Here is a 15,304-nt window from a genome sequence, read left to right on the forward strand (position 1 = left end):
CTCGCAAAACGCAGTTAAGGGGCCAATGCCATGTTTAGCCTATGAGCAACGGAAGGAGTCGCAGATGGCGCACGGAGCAGTGGAGTTCGTCGTTGTCGAGTTCCCCGGCGAGGTGCCGGGTCCGGCACTCGCCGACGAGCTCAAGAAGCTGGTGGAGGGCGGGATCGTCGAGATCATCGACGTGCTCTTCGTGCGCAAGGCCTCCGACGGGACGCTGGAGTCCTTCGAGCTGGGGACGGGCCTCGTCAACGACGAGTACATCTCCCTCGACCGCATCATCCAATCCGTCGACGGGCTGATCGGGCAGGAGGACGTCGAGCTCATCGGCGCGGAGCTGCACCCTGGGCATACGGCGGCGTTCCTCATCTTCGAGCACGCCTGGCTGCGCAGCATCCGGGAGCGACTCGCCGACTCCGGCGCCCAGGTCGTCTTCACGGAGCGGATCCCCGGGCCCGTCGTCGACGAGGTCATGGCGGCAGAGACCGCCTGACCACCCCTATCAGAGGAGATCATCATGATGCGTCGACGCCCCTTGGTCGTCCGGCGTCCCGGTGGACTGATCGGCACCATGGCCCGCACGGCCGTCGTCGCCGGCACGGCCACCGTCACCGCCAACGCCATCAACAAACGACAGATGGGCAAGCAGCAGGCCGCCGCGGACGAGGCTGCGGCCGAACAGGCGGCGCAGCAGCAGGACTACGACCAGCAGCAGCAGATCGCCCAGCTCCAGGCACAGCTCAACGCCCAGCAGGCACCGCCGCCTGCGGCTGCTCCGCCTGCCGCCGCTCCCGGCGGGGACATGATGGCCCAGCTCAACCAGCTCGCCCAGCTCAAGGCGAGCGGGGTGCTGAGCGACGCCGAGTTCGCCGCTGCCAAGGCCAAACTGCTGGGCTCCTGACCGTGCGATTCCTGCGCTGGACCGGGGCGGTGGTCCTCCTCGTGGTGGCCGCCGTCCTGGTCGGGGCCTCGCTGACGGCTCGCTTCGCCGAGTCGGAGCTGCTCGACACCGACGCCTACGTGGCGACCGTCGCCCCGCTCGCTTCGGACCCGGCGGTCCAGGCGGCCGTCACCGACCGCGTCACCGACGAGGTGGTACGCCGACTCGACGTTCCCGGCCTGGTCCAGCAGCTCGCCGACTCGGTCGACGTACGGGGAGCCGACGCGATCGCCAACCTCGCCGGGCCCGCGATCGCCTCCTGGTTCACCGACCAGGTGCACCGGATCGTCGGCAAGGTGGTGGCGTCGCCGCAGTTCGAGACGATCTGGACCGATGCCAACCGGGTCGCCCACCAGCAGCTCGCCAACCTGCTGACCGACACCGACACCGACCTCGTCACCAGCCAGAACGGTGACGTCGTCATCGACCTCGGCACCGTGCTCGCCGCCGTACAGGGCACGCTCGTCAGCAACGGCGTCGGGCTCGCGGCGAAGATCCCACCGGTCTCCATCCCCTACACCGTGGCCCACATCGACCGGCTGCCGCAGATCCAGCAGTCCGTCTCGGCCTTCAAGAAGATCACCGCGATCCTGCCGATCGTGGCGCTGCTCCTGCTCGGCCTCGCCGTCTGGCTCGCACCCAACCACCGTCGCGGGCTCGTCGTCGGGCTCTGCTGCACCCTCGTCGTGCTCGTGCTGATGCTGGGGGCCTTCCGGTACGCCCGGGGCGAGGTGGCGGGCAAGGTCGCCAATCCGCAGGCCGGAGAGGTCGTCTACAACTCCGTACTGGCGGTGCTCATCGCCGCGGTCCAGACCGTCGCAGTCGTGGCCCTGCTCGGCATCGTCTGGGCGCTGCTCGCCGGGCCGTCCCGCCCCGCGACCGCGTTCCGCCGCAATGTCAACCGGCTGCTCGACGCCGTCGGCGGTGCGATCGGTCCACAGGAGACACTGCGCGGCCTCGTCGACCGCTGGCACACGCCGATCGCCTTGGTGCTCGCCTTCGGGATGATCTGGTGGCTGCTGCGCGCGCCCTCGATCTCGACGGCCTTCCTCGTCACCGGGATAGCGGCGCTGGTCACGGCCGCATTGACGCTCATCATGCGGTTGCCGCGGGGCACCGATCTGGCGGTGACCGAGTAGGCTGCGCGACACCTGATCGCCGCAGCCGCGCGTTCTCCGTCCCGGAGGCACCCCGTGTCGTCATACCCCTGCCCGGTCTGCAAGACCATGGCCGACCTGGAATCGGCCTGCCCCGGCTGCGGTCGCGCGCCCGATCCGGACGCCGCCGAGGTGATCCGCCTCGACGGCCGGCTCGCCGTCGCCCACGCCCGGCTGGAGCAGCTCCGCCGCGACTACGCGACCAGCTCCACGGAGTACCAGGAGTTGCAGGCGCGACGCTCCAAGCTCGCCGCGAAGGTCTGGGCGTCGGTTCACGCGGCGACACCGGTCGTCCCCGGGCCGGCCGCCGTGCCGACCAGGTCCGTCGGCGTGCCGGTCGGGCCCGGCACCGCGCCGCCGACCGTGGCACGGCCGGAGGCCTCCCCGCGTACCGTGCAGAATCTGCTCTTGATCCTGGGTGGACTGCTGCTCGGCACCGCCGCGATCGTCTTCACCGCCGTGGCCTGGGCGACCGTCGGGGCCGGCGGCCGCGCGGTGATCCTCGCCGTGATCACCGCTCTGACGCTCGCGGTGCCGCTCGTCGCGAAGGCGCGCGGCCTGCGCGCCACCGCCGAGACCTTCGCCGCGCTCGGTCTGCTGCTCGTCGTCCTCGACGGCGTCGCGGCCTGGCTGACCGACCTCGCCCACGTCACCGAGCTGTCCCCGGTCACCTACACGGGTGTGGTCGCGGGTGTGACGGCGGCCGTCGGCCTCCTCTATGGACTCGCCACCGGCCTGACCGGGCCGCGGATCGTCGCCGCCGTCGCGGTGCAGCCGGTCGCCCCGCTGCTGCTCGCCGAGGCGATCGACGACCGGATGGTCGGCTGGTCGCTGCTCTTCTCCGGCATCGCCGCCGCCAACCTGGTGCTGATCGCGCTCGCCCGGCGCCGCCCGGCCGCGCCGGAGGGCGATGCTCCCCGGATGAGCCCGCTCGCGATCACGCTCGGCGTGATCGGCTGGCTCGCCCTCGTGCCCAGCCTCCTCTACGCGCACGCGGTCGCGCACGTGCTGCTCTGGTTCGACCGCTACGCCTCCTGGGAGGGGCCGACCGCGCTCGCAGCGTCGCTGCTCGTCGCCGTCGCGGTCGGGTTCGCCGTCGGCTCCCGCGTCCTGCTCGGCATCGCCTGCGGCTGGTCGGTGGTGGTCGTCACCGAGGTGGTCTGGCGCGTCGCCTGGCAGGACAACCCCAACCATCAGCTGGTACGCGTGGCGCTCGCCATCGCCGGGATCGGTATCGCACTGGCGCTGGTCGCCAAGATCGGCGGACCCACCGCCGCCGCGGCCCGCACCGGCGCCCGCGTAGGCGGCCTCGTCGTGGCGGGCATCGCCGGTGTCGTCGCCGTCTTCCGGGCGCTGGAGGTGGCGGTCCGCTCGGTCGTCGACGCCACGCCGTGGTGGCACGGTGCCGCGTCGGCCGACCCGGGCTTCGACTGGGCCCTGCCCACCTCGCTGCTGCTGCTCACCGTGGCCGTCGTGGCCCTGGTACGACCGGGCTTCGACGGCGTCAACGGCCTGCCCGGCGCGCTCGACCTCGGCGCGGGCGGCGTCGTCATGACGATCCTCGCCGCCGCGCCCACCCACGCCGCCGCGCCGTGGGGCGCCTCGGCGATGGACCTCGCCGGTGCCGCCGCGCTGCTCGCCTGGGCCTGGTGGCGGGCGCGTGGCCTGTCGCCGACCCTGCTGCTCCCGCTCTGGATCGGTGCCATCGCGCTGAGCGTCCACGGGCTCCTCGCCGGGCTCGGGACGCCGGTCCTCTCCGCAGCGGTCGCCGGTGCCCTGATGCTGATGGGCGTGGTGCTCGCGCTGTCGTCCCGGGGCCCGTCGGGAGACGAGGCGACGGCGGCCCGACGCGTTCCCGGTGCCGTAGGGCTGGCTTCGGCGATCGCGCTCACGCCACTGCTGGTGGCGAGCCTCGCCGAGGCCGCCGACGCGCCCTCCCGCACCGTCTTCCACAGCGCCGTCGCGGCGATCGCCCTGCTCCCCGCCGTGCTGCTGCTGGTCCGGCAGAATGCGACGCTGCGGCTCGGTGCGCTGGTCGGCTATGGCGTGATCGCGGCGGCGACGGTGCCGATGACCCTCATCCAGGCGGATGTGGCGGACGGCTCGCCGAATCCGATCTACATCGCGATCGGCGGCCTCGGCGCAGCGGTCGCCGCGGCACTCGCCGGATCCTGGCGAAAGGCTCCCTCGGCGATCGCACTGCTGCTGGTCCTGCCCGCGATCACGCTGATGGTGAGCGTCGAGACGCTGGTCGCGGTCTTCATCGCACCGCTGTCCTGGCTGGGTGAGGGCTGGAGCGGCGTGGTCGCCGGTGCCGGTCTCACGCCGGACGGCCTGGGCGCGCGACTGCCGTCGGCGAGGACCGTCGACGCCGTCGCCATCACCATCGTGGCCGTCACCATCGGCCTGATCATCTTCGCCGCGACCGGTCGCCTGCGGCTGGCGCTGACCACGCTCGCCCGGCTCGCCAGCATCCCGCTGCTGGTCTGGCTCGCGGTCGCCCAGGCGCCGTGGCCGATCGTGCCGCTGGTGACGCTCGTCGGCGGTCTCGCTGTGATCGTGGCCGCCCTGCTGCGGCGCTTCAGCGCGGTCGGCGGACCGGCGCTGCTGGCCGTGGGTGTCGTCACCGGCGCGGTCCAGGTCGTCTCCGGCTTCGCCGGTCTGCTGCCGGAGAAGTGGTCGACGATCACCGCCTTCGCCCTGGTCACCTTCGCGTTCGGGGTGGTCGCCGTCGCGGGGCGCAGCGTCGGCGTCAAGGCGACCGGTGCGCTGCTCGCGGGCCCGGCCTGGATCGGCACGGCGATCACGAGCGCGGTCGCCGCCGACCTGAGCCGCCGGTATGTCGGGCTCACCATCCTCGGTGCCGCCGCGGTCCTGCTCTTCATCGCGACGATCGGCCTGCCGATGGTGCGCGCGGCCGCGACGGCATCGGGCGATCCGTCGACATCGGATGGTCCGGCTGCGGTGTCCGAGGTCCCGATCCCGGACGGCGAGGCGGATGCCGCGGTCGCCGTCGAGCCCGAGCCGGTCTCGGACGCGGTGCCGGCGGCCGTTGCCGTGGGCGGCGGTTGGCGACGGGCGCACTGGCTGCTCGGGCTGAGCGCGCTGGAGCCGATCGCGCACCTCACCGCGCTCGTCGTCCTGGCGATGGCGCTCGGAAGTGCCCGCCGGATCGCCGAGACCTGCCTGCTCTGGGGGATCGTGGTCGGGCTGACCGCGCTCTGGGCGCCGAACCGCCTGGCCCGGACCATCGCCGCCGGTGCCATCGAGACGGCCGCCTGGTGGGCGCTGCTGGTCGCCAGGGATGTGTCGGTGCTGGAGGCCTACACCGTCCCGGTCGCCGTCGTCGGCCTCGTCATCGGCTTCTTCGCCCTGCGCAAGCGGCCGGAGCTGTCGAGCTGGGCGGGGTACGGCCCGGCCCTCATGGCGGCCTTCGGGCCCTCCACGATCGCGATGCTGCCGTTGGACAGCCCGCTGTGGCGCCGCCTGGCGCTGGGGGCGGTCGCGCTGGTGGTGGTCGTCGCCGGGGCGGTCCGGCACCGGCAGGCCCCGGTGGTGCTGGGCGGGATCGTGCTGATCGTGCTCGCCGTGCACGAGATCGTGGTCAGCTGGCACCGCCTGTCGCCGTGGGTGTGGTTCGCCGTCGGCGGCGCGGTGCTGGTGGGGATGGGTATCACCTACGAGCGGCGTCGCCGGGACATCTCCGTGCTTCGTGAGAAGATCTCGACAATGCGATGATTTCGCCCCATTCATGAGAATCCTGCGGAAGTATGAGGACATACACCGTTAGGGGGAGTCGTGAACTTCTGGGACGTATTCTGGCTGCTTCTGATCTTCATCCCGCTGCTGATGATCTGGGGCTTCGCGCTCGTGGACATCTTCCGGCGGGACGACATCAGCGGCTGGATGAAGGCGCTGTGGATCGTGGCTGTGATCTTGATGCCCTTCCTGGGCACGCTGATCTACCTGATCTTCCGGCAACCGGGCGCAACCGCCATGGAGCGTACGCAGATGGATGAGGCGAGCAGGGATTTCGTCCAGAAGTACGCACCCGATAACACGGCGCAACAGCTGTCGACCCTCTCCGACCTGCATGATCGAGGCAAGCTCACGGACGACGAATTCGCCACCGAGAAGGCGAGGGTGTTGGGGAGCCAACCCAGCGCGTAGGGTCGCCTAATGCGGTTTGAGGTTAGCCACGTACTGGACGCGATCGAGCGCCGGCTCACCACTGAGCCGGCGCTCGCGCGGGCAGTGCTGGATCTAGCGGAAATTGTCCGATTCGTCGATCTCGACGGCGGCCGTCCGGCCAGCCTGCTCCGTCTCGGCATGGTCATCGACGCCGTGGCCCGTCACGTCGCCGAGGAGAACGTCCAGGTCTACTGCGTGGTCGACAAGGGCATGCTCTCCGACCTCGACCAGCCGTCGAGCGAGCGGATGGTGGTCCGGCGCTGGGCCGACGACGGTCACGTCGAGGTGGTCCCCGGCGCCCAGCCGCGCGTGATGGAGATCAGCGAACTCGGCGGCCTGCCCGTCGCATCCCGGCTGCTGCCGGGCCTGGCACCCGTGCCCGGTGCGGGCGGAGCGGTGCTCGCACCCCGCGCCCCGGCGCCGCCCGGCCCCTCCGACCTCGGCCGCCGCCTCATGTCCCGCCGCTGGCGCTGCCCCGATCCCGAGTGCGCGCTCTTCAACCAGATGCGGGTCGCGGTGGGCCAGCCGCTGCCGCGCCTGCGCGGCGTTCCGATCTGCCCGCGCCACGACGCCCCGCTCGCCGACATCGGCCCCTCGCCCGCACAGGACGTTCTCGCCGTCCGCATCAACGGCGTCGTCAAGCAGCGCTTCCTGCTCACCTCCGCCGGTCCCATCGTGGTCGGCCGGGCACCGGAGGGCGGCGTCGGCATCATCCTCGGCCCCTGGCTCGACGAGCAGGCGGTCGCCGCCGTGAGCCGAGCGCACCTGGTGCTCTCCATCGACCAGCGCGGCCTGCTCGCCCAGGACATCAGCATGAACGGCGCCTGGATCCACCCCGGCAACATCAAGGTCACCCCCAAGGAGCAGCGCGTCATCGCACCGGGGGAGTACATCGAGCTCTATCCGGGAGTCGAGATCGGGCGGCCGGGCAGCTTCGCACCGGGCGGCGCCGTCAACCCGCACTCCGTGCTGGCCGAGGCGCCGACGATGTCGTTCCGGATGCCGCCGCGCTGAGCTCGCTCAGGGTGTTGCCCGGCGGCGCCTCATCGCGATCACGATTCCGATGAGGACGAGGACGCCGCCCGCCGCGATCGCGATCCACAGGTAGGGGACGTCCGATTCCAGCGGCACCTCGGGTGCTGCGCCGAGGGCCACGTTGTTGTCGCAGAGGCTGGTCCGGCCCGCCAGCGAGTGGACGCGGTAACGCGTGCCCTCGACGAACTCGGCACCGCAGCTCGCGCTGTCCTGCGAGGTGCGGATCGTCACCTCGGTGGTCTGCGCGCCCTTGCTGACGGACTCCACGGCGAAGTGCACCCGCATGTCATCGCCGGAGGACTGCGAGAGGAGCGGCCGGTCGATGTCGACGACGACACCGACGAAGGTCAGGTCCGACCACTCGACGCTCTGTGCTTCGTTGGGCTCGGCGCAGGAGCAGGCCCAGGCCGTGGACTCGCCGATGACGACGGCGAAGGTCGCCACGATGATCAGGACGGCTGCTTGGATGAGTCGACGCATGGCGGCATAGACGTCACGCGTACCGCCGAGGTTGCTCCCAGACCGGCGCAACTCTTCAAGAGTTGGTCCTATCCGGGTCAGGGCTCCAGGAGGTTGTCCCGCAGAGCGGTGATCTGGTCGTAGGTGAGGCCCGCGCCGACCAGGTAGGCCTCGATTGAGCCGTGGCGCTCCGCGAGCTCGGACAGGAAGAGCTCCATCGCCTCCGACGGGGTGTGCAGCGCGTAGGGCTGCTCCCGCGCCACGACCTCGGGCTCCTCGGCCCGCAGGTGGGCCAGGACCCGGACCGCCGTGTCGTTGGTGAGGGCGTAGTCGGCCGCGATCTGCTCGGGCTCGACGCCGAGCAGCGACAGTACGAGCGCGATCACGACACCGGTCCGGTCCTTGCCCGCGAGGCAGTGCACGACGACGGGGGTGCCCTCGGGCTCGGCGATCACTCCGATCACCTTGACGATCCCGGCGACGCCCTGGGTCGCGATCTCCAGATAGCGGCGGGCCAGGAAGCGGGCGACCCCCTCGTCGGGGTCGTAGTCGCCCGGGTGCCACTCGGGGTGGTCCGGCGCGATGTTGTGCCAGGTGAAGCCGGGCCACTCGGGTGCTCTGCCCTGCGCGCTGACCTCGGTGGGGCGGCGCAGGTCGATGACCGCGCGGATGCCCAGCGACTCGAACAGCGGCCGGTCGGCCTCGCCGAGACGGCCCAGGGCGTCCGACCGGAAGAGCCGTCCGTGGCGGACGGCCCTCCCGTCGAGCCCGAGGTAGCCCCCGGTGTCGCGGAAATTGAAGGCTGACTCGAACTCGATCAATCTGTTCATGCTTGCTTCTCTCTACTTGCCCTCTGGCTAGTTGCCTTCCAGCACCGCCGCGAACTGCTCGAGCGCCCAGTCGATCTCCTCGGCGGTGATCGTCAGGGGCGGGGCGAGGCGGATCGTCGTCCCGTGGGTGTCCTTGGCGAGCACGCCGTGCGCCATCAGCGCGACCGAGGCCTCGCGGCCGGTCATCACGGCGGGATCGATGTCGACGCCGGCCCAGAGTCCGCGACCCCGGACGGCGGTCACCCCGGCACCGATCAGCTTGGCGAGACCGGTGTGCAGGTGCTCGCCCAGCTCCCGGCTGCGTGTCTGGAACTCGTCGGTCTTGAGCAGGTCGATCACGGCGGTGCCGACCGCGCAGGCGAGCGGGTTGCCGCCGAAGGTCGAGCCGTGCTCGCCCGGCTTCAGCACGCCCAGGATGTCCCGGTCGGCCGCGACGGCGCTCACCGGCACGATGCCGCCGCCGAGCGCCTTGCCCATGATGTACATGTCCGGCACGACCCGCTCGTGGTCGCAGGCGAAGGTCTCACCCGTACGCCCGAGCCCGCTCTGGATCTCGTCGGCGAGCATCAGCACGTTGTTGGCGGTGCAGAGCTCGCGTACGCCGGCGAGGTAACCGTGCGGCGGCACGAGCACGCCCGCCTCGCCCTGGATCGGCTCGACGAGCACGCCCACCGTGTCGGTGTCGATCGCCGCGGCGAGGGCGTCGAGGTCGCCGTAGGGCACCGTGACGAAGCCCGGCGTGTAGGGGCCGAAGTCGTCGTGCGCGTCCGGGTCGTCGGAGAAGCTGATGATCGTGGTCGTACGCCCGTGGAAGTTGCCCGCCATCACGATGATCTTCGCGGCACCCTGGCGGACGCCCTTGACCTGGTAGCCCCACTTGCGAGCCACCTTGATCGCGGTCTCCACCGCCTCGGCACCGGTGTTCATCGGCAGGATCAGGTCCTTGCCGGTGAGCTCGGTGAGGCCCTGGCAGAACTCGGCGAACTGGTCGTGGATGAAGGCCCGGCTCGTCAGCGTCACCCGGTCGAGCTGGGCGTGGGCCGCCGCGATCAGGTCGGGGTGCCGGTGACCGAAGTTGAGCGCGGAGTAACCGGCGAGGAAGTCGAGGTAGCGCTTGCCGTCGACGTCGGTCACCCAGGCACCGTCGGCCTCGGCGATGACGACCGGCAGCGGGTGGTAGTTGTGCGCGGTCCACCGCTCGGCGGCCGCGACGGCTTCCGGTGTGTGATTCATGAACGCAGCTCCAGGGTGCAGCACTTCGGACCGCCGCCGGCGAGCCGCAGCTCGCTGACGTCCACCCCGATGGTCTTATATCCGGCCCGCTCGAGCTCGGACGCCAGGTGTGTCGCCTGGACGGGCAGGACGACCGTCTCGCCGTCGCTCACCGCGTTGAGGCCGAGCACCTCGGCGTCGGCGACGTTGGCGATGACCGCGTCGGGGAAGAGCTGCCGCAGGACCGCCTGGCTGCCGGGCGAGAAGGCCTCGGGCAGGTAGGCCACGTTGACCGGCGCGCCGTCGTCACCGTGGGAGAGCACCGCGAGGGCGGTGTCGAGGTGGTAGAAGCGCGGGTCGACGAGCTGGAGAGTGATGACCGGCCGACCGAAGAGCTCCTGGACCTCGGCGTGCGAGGCATGGGAGGTGCGGAATCCCGTACCGGCGAGGACGAAGTCGCCGGCCTTGAGGATGTCGCCCTCACCCTCGTTGATCGTCTTGGCGTCGTGCACGTCGAATCCGGCCTGGAGGAGCCAGTCGCGGTAGGCCGGGGCCTCGTCGGCCCGCTCGGCGTCGCGGAACTGCACGGTGAGCACCTTGCCGTCGATCACCGTCGCCCCGTTGGCGGCGAAGACCATGTCGGGCAGGCCCTGCACGGGCTCGATCAACTCGATCTGGTGGCCGAGCTCCTCGTAGATCCGCTTCAGCTCGGTCCACTGGGCGATCGCGAGGGACGTGTCATATGGCGCGGAGGGGTCCATCCACGGATTGATGCGGTAGGTCACCGCGAAGTGGGTGGGACGGCACATAAGGTAACGGCGAGCTGACATGGTCCAAGGCTAAGCCGCTGACCTGCGCAAATCCACAGGCGAAGCTTGCGTCGAGCGGCGGTTCGTTGCGTGATCATGCTGATTCACGCAACGAACCGCCGCTCTCACACGGGTCGGTAGGAGATCATCGACTTGGTGAGGCCGAGGATCCGCTCGTTGTGGAACGTGCCGTCCGGGAAGTAGTGCCGCATCTGCGTCTTGTCGATGAGCTCGGTCCACAGGACGTTCTCCAGCGCCGTCGCCATGTCCTTGGCGGGCGTGTGCGACAGCGGCCAGCGCCGGGCCAGCGTCTGCTTCACCCGGTTGGGCAGGTGCTGCATGCCGGGCGCGATCCAGTGCGGCTCGATGGGGAAGTAGCGGTAGGGCGTCTGCACCCAGTAGCCCGTGCCGAGGCCGCGAACCGCCTCGGCGAAGCGCAGGCGGCGCTCGTGGCCGCCGACGTGCTCGATCACCGAGTTGGAGAAGACCACGTCATATCGGCGGGCCCGGATCTCCTCGGGAAGGTTGCAGGCGTCGCCGCGGCTGACCTCGCCCCACTCCGGCACGCCGTTGCCGTCGCCGATCTGCTCACCCTCGAGATTGACGATGTGCACGTGCTTGGGGTGGAACGGTGCCCGCTCCCAGGTGTCGATGCGGCCGCCGAGGTCCAGCACGGTCATGTCCCGCAGATCGGGGAACTTGTCGGCGAACCAGAGCCAGCGCCGGGCGCGGCGACGTGCACCCCAGGAGTCGGGTGCGTCGACGAACCTGCGGCGGAGGGCGTGCAATGCCATGTGCGGCAGGGTATCGGTCGCCCGGACGGCGGGCCAACCCGCCGTTCGGGTTTTGGCATTGGTAACTATCTTTACTGTTAACACTCTTGCTTGTATCGTGACGTTGGTTACACGCTCCCGCACTGATCGATGTGATCGTCTTCAACCCCCCAAGGAAGGTCGACATGGGCATCAGAAAAAGAATCACCGCCCTCGTGGGCGCAACGGCGCTGGTCGCAGCCGCGGTCATGCTCACCTCCGCGCCCGCGCAAGCGGCGAATCTGTTGGCAAATCCCGGTTTCGAGACCGGATCCGTGTCGCCGTGGTCCTGCACCGGCAACCTCGGCTCCGTCGTCTCCACCCCGGTCCACACCGGAACCAAGGCGCTCGCCGGTGCGGCCTCCGCGTCCGACAACGCCAAGTGCACCCAGACGGTCGCGGTCCAGCCGAGCACGGCCTACACCCTGACGGCATGGGTACGCGGTGGCGGCGGCTACGTCTACCTCGGCGTCACCGGCGGCTCCTCGACGTGGAACCCGAGTGCCGCCTCCAACTGGGTGCAGCTCTCCCTGCCGTTCACCTCGGCGGCCGGCCAGACCAGCGCCCAGGTCTACGTCAACGGGTGGTACGGCACCGGCACCTACTACGCCGATGACATCAGCCTCGACGGCCCCGGCGGCACCGGCGTCCCCGGCACCCCCGGCACCCCGTCGGTCGGCACCATCACCAACACCTCGATCGCCCTCTCCTGGGGCGCGTCGTCGGGCACCGTGACCGGCTACCGGGTCTACGAGGGCACGACGCTCAAGACGACGGTGACCGGCACGAGCGCCACGATCACCGGGCTCACCGCCTGCACCGCGCACACCTACACGGTCGCCGCCTACAACGGCAGCGGCGAGTCGCCGAAGTCGGGCGGCGCCACCGCCACGACGACCGGCTGCACCGCCGGCGTACCCGGCACCCCCGGCAACTTCCAGGTCACCGGTTCGACCACGTCGAGCATCTCGGTCTCCTGGAGCGCGTCGTCGGGCACCGTGACCGGCTACCGGGTCTACGAGGGCACCACGGTCCGCGCGACCGTGACCGGCACCTCGGCGACGATCACCGGCATCGCCTCCTGCACCAGCAAGACCTACACCGTGGCGGCCTACAACGGGACGGGCGAGTCGGCGAAGTCCGCCGCGGCGACCGGCTCGACGACCGGCTGCACCGGCGGCGGCGGCGTCATGGGCGCTCCGTACTACTACAACGGCTGGGGCAGCCCGCCGAACATCACCACGGTCATGAACGCGACCGGCATCAAGCAGTTCACCATGGCCTTCATGCTCTCCGGCGGCGGCTGCGTGCCGATGTGGGACAGCAGCCGGCCGCTCACCGGCGGTGTCGACCAGGCCACCATCAACGCGGTCCGCGCGGCCGGTGGCGACGTGGAGATCTCGTTCGGTGGCTGGCAGGGCAACAAGCTCGGCCCGAACTGCTCGTCCGCCGCGGCTCTCGCCGCCGCTTACCAGCAGGTGATCAGCGCGTACAACCTCAAGTACATCGACATCGACATCGAGAACACCGATGAGTTCGAGAACGAGGCGGTGCAGGACCGGATCCTCGGCGCGCTGAAGATCGTCAAGCAGAACAACCCGGGCATCAAGACGATCGTCACCTTCGGCACCACGACGAGCGGCCCGAGCTACTACGGCACCCGCCTCATCAACCAGGCGGCGGCTCTCGGCGCCAACATCGACGTCTTCACCATCATGCCGTTCGACTTCAGCGGCGGGACCGACATGTACGCCAGCACCGTCAGCGCCGCGACCGGCCTGAAGAACGCCATCAAGACGGCGTTCGGCTACACCGACGCACAGGCGTACGCACACCTGGGCATCTCGGGCATGAACGGCTACTCCGACCAGTCCGAGATCACCACGCTGGCGCACTGGACCAGCATCCGCAACTGGGCCAACACCAACCACATCGCGCGACTGGCCTTCTGGTCGGTCAACCGTGACCGTGGCTGTGCCGGCGGCGGCCTCCAGGAGTCCTGCTCCGGAATCGCCCAGGCCGACTGGGCCTTCACCTCGATCACCGCAGGCTTCACCGGCTGATCAGCGGTGTCGGAATGACGAACTAACGATGGATGTGGGGTTCTTGTTACCCCACATCCATCCTTTCGTCTGACGGGTATTTGTCTCAACGCTGCGCGAGAATCACACAAGCGTAAGGATGTTGGCACCCCGTGACCCGGTGAAGACTCTAGGTCGTCAGTCCGGCGGTTCACCGGCATCGTCATGGTTCGTCGAGGGAGCGCGATGGCCACGGCCTCGGTTCAAGCACAGGCGTCTCGCGGCAAGACACCGCGAGTGCCCACAGTGGATGCCCCACGCTCGGATGCGCTCGTCCGACACCTCTCCACGAGACAGCGCGCCTACGTACGGACGATCGCGGCGACCGATTTCATCGTTATCGCCCTCTCCGTCCTCGGTGGCTACCTTGCCCGGTTCTCGTTCGCCGGCCCGATCGGCGTCACGATCCCCTATGGAGTCGTCGCACCGGCCCTCGCGCTGACCTGGCTCGTCTTCCTGCGCGCCCAGCGCTGTTACGAGCCCCGCGTCCTCGGTTACGGCGCCGATGAGTACCGGCGGGTCGCCGGAGCCAGCCTCCGCCTCGCCGGTGCGATCGCGATCGGCCTCTACATCACCGATGTCGGCGTCTCCCGCGGATTCCTCGCGATCGCCTTCCTGATGGGCACCGCCGGGCTCGTGACCTCCCGCTGGGCCGCCCGCAAGCAGCTGCACCTGGCTCGCATCCGGGGCGAGGGGTGGTCGCACCGCGTCCTCGTCGTCGGCGACGCCGCCCACGTCCTGGAGCTCGTCTACACGCTGCGCCGCGAGCCCTACACCGGCTACCGCGTGGTCGGCGCCTGCATCCCCGACGCGCTGATGGCCCCGCAGGCCCAGCACCTCGGCGACGTGCCGGTCGTCGGCTCCTTCCGCACGATCGTCGAGGCAGCCACCGCGTCGCGTGCCGACACCATCGCCGTGACCGCCTCCGGCGAGCTCACCGCCTCCCGCCTGCGCCGCCTCGGCTGGCAATTGGAGGGCAGCGGCATCGACCTGGTGGTCGCGCCCGCGCTGACCGATGTCGCCGGTCCGCGCATCCACACCCGCCCGGTGGCGGGCCTGCCGCTGATCCACGTCGAGGCGCCCGACATCCGGGGCGCCGGCAAGATCGTCAAGGGCCTGATGGACCGGATCACCGCGTTCTTCCTGCTGCTCATGACGACGCCGTTGATCCTGCTCGTCGCCGTGCTGATCAAGATCGACAGCCGTGGCCCGGTCATCTTCCGGCAGCGCCGGGTCGGCCAGGACGGCGAGGAGTTCGACGTCTTCAAGTTCCGGACGATGGTCATCAACGCCGACGAGATGATGGCGCAACTCGCGGAGCAGAACGAGACCAACGGGCTGCTCTTCAAGATGCGCCACGACCCCCGGGTGACCAGGATCGGCCGCGTGCTGCGCCGCTACTCCATCGACGAGCTGCCGCAGTTCATCAATGTGCTGCGCGGCGACATGAGCCTCGTCGGCCCGCGCCCGCCGCTGCCGCGCGAGGTCGCGCAGTATGACGGCGATGTCGCCCGCCGCCTCCTCGTCAAGCCCGGCATCACCGGGTTGTGGCAGGTCAGCGGCCGTTCCGACCTTTCCTGGGAGGACGGCATCCGCCTCGACCTCTACTACGTCGAGAACTGGTCGCTCGCGAGCGATCTCACGATCATGTGGAAGACGATCGGCGCGGTCGTCAGGTCGCGCGGGGCGTACTAATTCTCTGAGACTGCTGGGAACTTCCTGGCGGCGCACGACGACCATCTTGCGAACCGGCCGCCCCCGCGGCCGGAATCCGCTTCCGC

At 70.1% G+C, this 15,304-nt stretch carries 13 protein-coding genes; 8 read left to right on the forward strand and 5 right to left on the reverse strand.

Going from position 1 to position 15,304, the window contains the following annotated elements; all coding sequences use genetic code 11:
- The first annotated feature begins 64 nt into the window (after positions 1 to 64).
- The 6 genes from F4553_RS25865 to F4553_RS25890 are packed head-to-tail and all read left to right on the forward strand — an operon-like array spanning position 65 to position 7,299.
- Positions 65 to 490, forward strand: a complete 426-nt coding sequence (locus tag F4553_RS25865) for a DUF6325 family protein (RefSeq protein WP_184840126.1) — start codon at positions 65 to 67, stop codon at positions 488 to 490.
- Between the two features lie 24 nt (positions 491 to 514).
- Positions 515 to 898, forward strand: coding sequence for an SHOCT domain-containing protein (locus F4553_RS25870; RefSeq protein WP_184840128.1), 384 nt, complete (start codon positions 515 to 517; stop codon positions 896 to 898).
- Between the two features lie 2 nt (positions 899 to 900).
- Positions 901 to 2,076: a hypothetical protein gene (locus F4553_RS25875; protein WP_184840130.1), complete on the forward strand. Its 1,176-nt coding sequence runs from the start codon at positions 901 to 903 to the stop codon at positions 2,074 to 2,076.
- 54 nt (positions 2,077 to 2,130) lie between these two features.
- Positions 2,131 to 5,832, forward strand: coding sequence for an SCO7613 C-terminal domain-containing membrane protein (locus F4553_RS25880; RefSeq protein ID WP_184840132.1), 3,702 nt, complete (start codon positions 2,131 to 2,133; stop codon positions 5,830 to 5,832).
- Between the two features lie 60 nt (positions 5,833 to 5,892).
- Positions 5,893 to 6,264, forward strand: a complete 372-nt coding sequence (locus tag F4553_RS25885) for an SHOCT domain-containing protein (protein ID WP_184840134.1) — start codon at positions 5,893 to 5,895, stop codon at positions 6,262 to 6,264.
- Between the two features lie 9 nt (positions 6,265 to 6,273).
- A complete protein-coding gene (locus F4553_RS25890) occupies positions 6,274 to 7,299 on the forward strand; it encodes an FHA domain-containing protein (RefSeq protein WP_184840136.1) in 1,026 nt (341 codons plus the stop codon).
- 6 nt (positions 7,300 to 7,305) lie between these two features.
- On the opposite strand, the gene F4553_RS25895 is transcribed toward F4553_RS25890, so the two are convergent.
- The 5 genes from F4553_RS25895 to F4553_RS25915 form a co-directional block, all read right to left on the reverse strand.
- The gene (locus F4553_RS25895; protein ID WP_221470017.1) at positions 7,306 to 7,800 is read right to left on the reverse strand and encodes a hypothetical protein; all 495 of its coding nucleotides are present in this window, start codon (positions 7,798 to 7,800) and stop codon (positions 7,306 to 7,308) included.
- A 77-nt stretch (positions 7,801 to 7,877) separates the two neighbouring features.
- Positions 7,878 to 8,609 carry a tyrosine-protein phosphatase gene (locus F4553_RS25900; RefSeq protein ID WP_184840140.1) on the reverse strand — a complete coding sequence of 244 codons (732 nt, stop codon included), beginning with the start codon at positions 8,607 to 8,609 and terminating at the stop codon, positions 7,878 to 7,880.
- Positions 8,610 to 8,636: 27 nt separating this feature from the next.
- The gene (gene rocD, locus F4553_RS25905) at positions 8,637 to 9,842 is read right to left on the reverse strand and encodes an ornithine--oxo-acid transaminase (RefSeq protein WP_184840142.1); all 1,206 of its coding nucleotides are present in this window, start codon (positions 9,840 to 9,842) and stop codon (positions 8,637 to 8,639) included.
- Positions 9,839 to 10,651 carry a dimethylargininase gene (ddaH, locus tag F4553_RS25910; RefSeq protein ID WP_184840144.1) on the reverse strand — a complete coding sequence of 271 codons (813 nt, stop codon included), beginning with the start codon at positions 10,649 to 10,651 and terminating at the stop codon, positions 9,839 to 9,841. Before ddaH ends, rocD begins: the two co-directional genes overlap by 4 nt.
- A gap of 104 nt (positions 10,652 to 10,755) precedes the next feature.
- A complete protein-coding gene (locus F4553_RS25915; protein WP_184840146.1) occupies positions 10,756 to 11,424 on the reverse strand; it encodes a class I SAM-dependent methyltransferase in 669 nt (222 codons plus the stop codon).
- Positions 11,425 to 11,588: 164 nt separating this feature from the next.
- Here F4553_RS25915 and F4553_RS25920 point away from each other — a divergent pair, with 164 nt between their 5' ends.
- Together F4553_RS25920 and F4553_RS25925 are read left to right on the forward strand one after the other, a co-directional pair.
- Positions 11,589 to 13,505, forward strand: a complete 1,917-nt coding sequence (locus tag F4553_RS25920) for a fibronectin type III domain-containing protein (RefSeq protein ID WP_221470018.1) — start codon at positions 11,589 to 11,591, stop codon at positions 13,503 to 13,505.
- A 204-nt stretch (positions 13,506 to 13,709) separates the two neighbouring features.
- Positions 13,710 to 15,218: a sugar transferase gene (locus F4553_RS25925; RefSeq protein ID WP_184840148.1), complete on the forward strand. Its 1,509-nt coding sequence runs from the start codon at positions 13,710 to 13,712 to the stop codon at positions 15,216 to 15,218.
- Positions 15,219 to 15,304 lie beyond the last annotated feature (86 nt).

This window comes from Allocatelliglobosispora scoriae, from assembly GCF_014204945.1.
Lineage (GTDB): Bacteria > Actinomycetota > Actinomycetes > Mycobacteriales > Micromonosporaceae > Allocatelliglobosispora > Allocatelliglobosispora scoriae.

Bases quoted from the DNA above. Each gene is read 5' to 3' on its own strand.
- F4553_RS25890 (WP_184840136.1), top strand. From the start codon at position 6,274: ATGCGGTTTGAGGTTAGCCACGTACTGGACGCGATCGAGCGCCGGCTC.
- ddaH (WP_184840144.1), bottom strand. From the start codon at position 10,651: ATGTCAGCTCGCCGTTACCTTATGTGCCGTCCCACCCACTTCGCGGTG.
- rocD (WP_184840142.1), bottom strand. From the start codon at position 9,842: ATGAATCACACACCGGAAGCCGTCGCGGCCGCCGAGCGGTGGACCGCG.
- F4553_RS25915 (WP_184840146.1), bottom strand. From the start codon at position 11,424: ATGGCATTGCACGCCCTCCGCCGCAGGTTCGTCGACGCACCCGACTCC.
- F4553_RS25870 (WP_184840128.1), top strand. From the start codon at position 515: ATGATGCGTCGACGCCCCTTGGTCGTCCGGCGTCCCGGTGGACTGATC.
- F4553_RS25895 (WP_221470017.1), bottom strand. From the start codon at position 7,800: ATGCGTCGACTCATCCAAGCAGCCGTCCTGATCATCGTGGCGACCTTC.
- F4553_RS25865 (WP_184840126.1), top strand. From the start codon at position 65: ATGGCGCACGGAGCAGTGGAGTTCGTCGTTGTCGAGTTCCCCGGCGAG.
- F4553_RS25920 (WP_221470018.1), top strand. From the start codon at position 11,589: ATGGGCATCAGAAAAAGAATCACCGCCCTCGTGGGCGCAACGGCGCTG.
- F4553_RS25900 (WP_184840140.1), bottom strand. From the start codon at position 8,609: ATGAACAGATTGATCGAGTTCGAGTCAGCCTTCAATTTCCGCGACACC.
- F4553_RS25925 (WP_184840148.1), top strand. From the start codon at position 13,710: ATGGCCACGGCCTCGGTTCAAGCACAGGCGTCTCGCGGCAAGACACCG.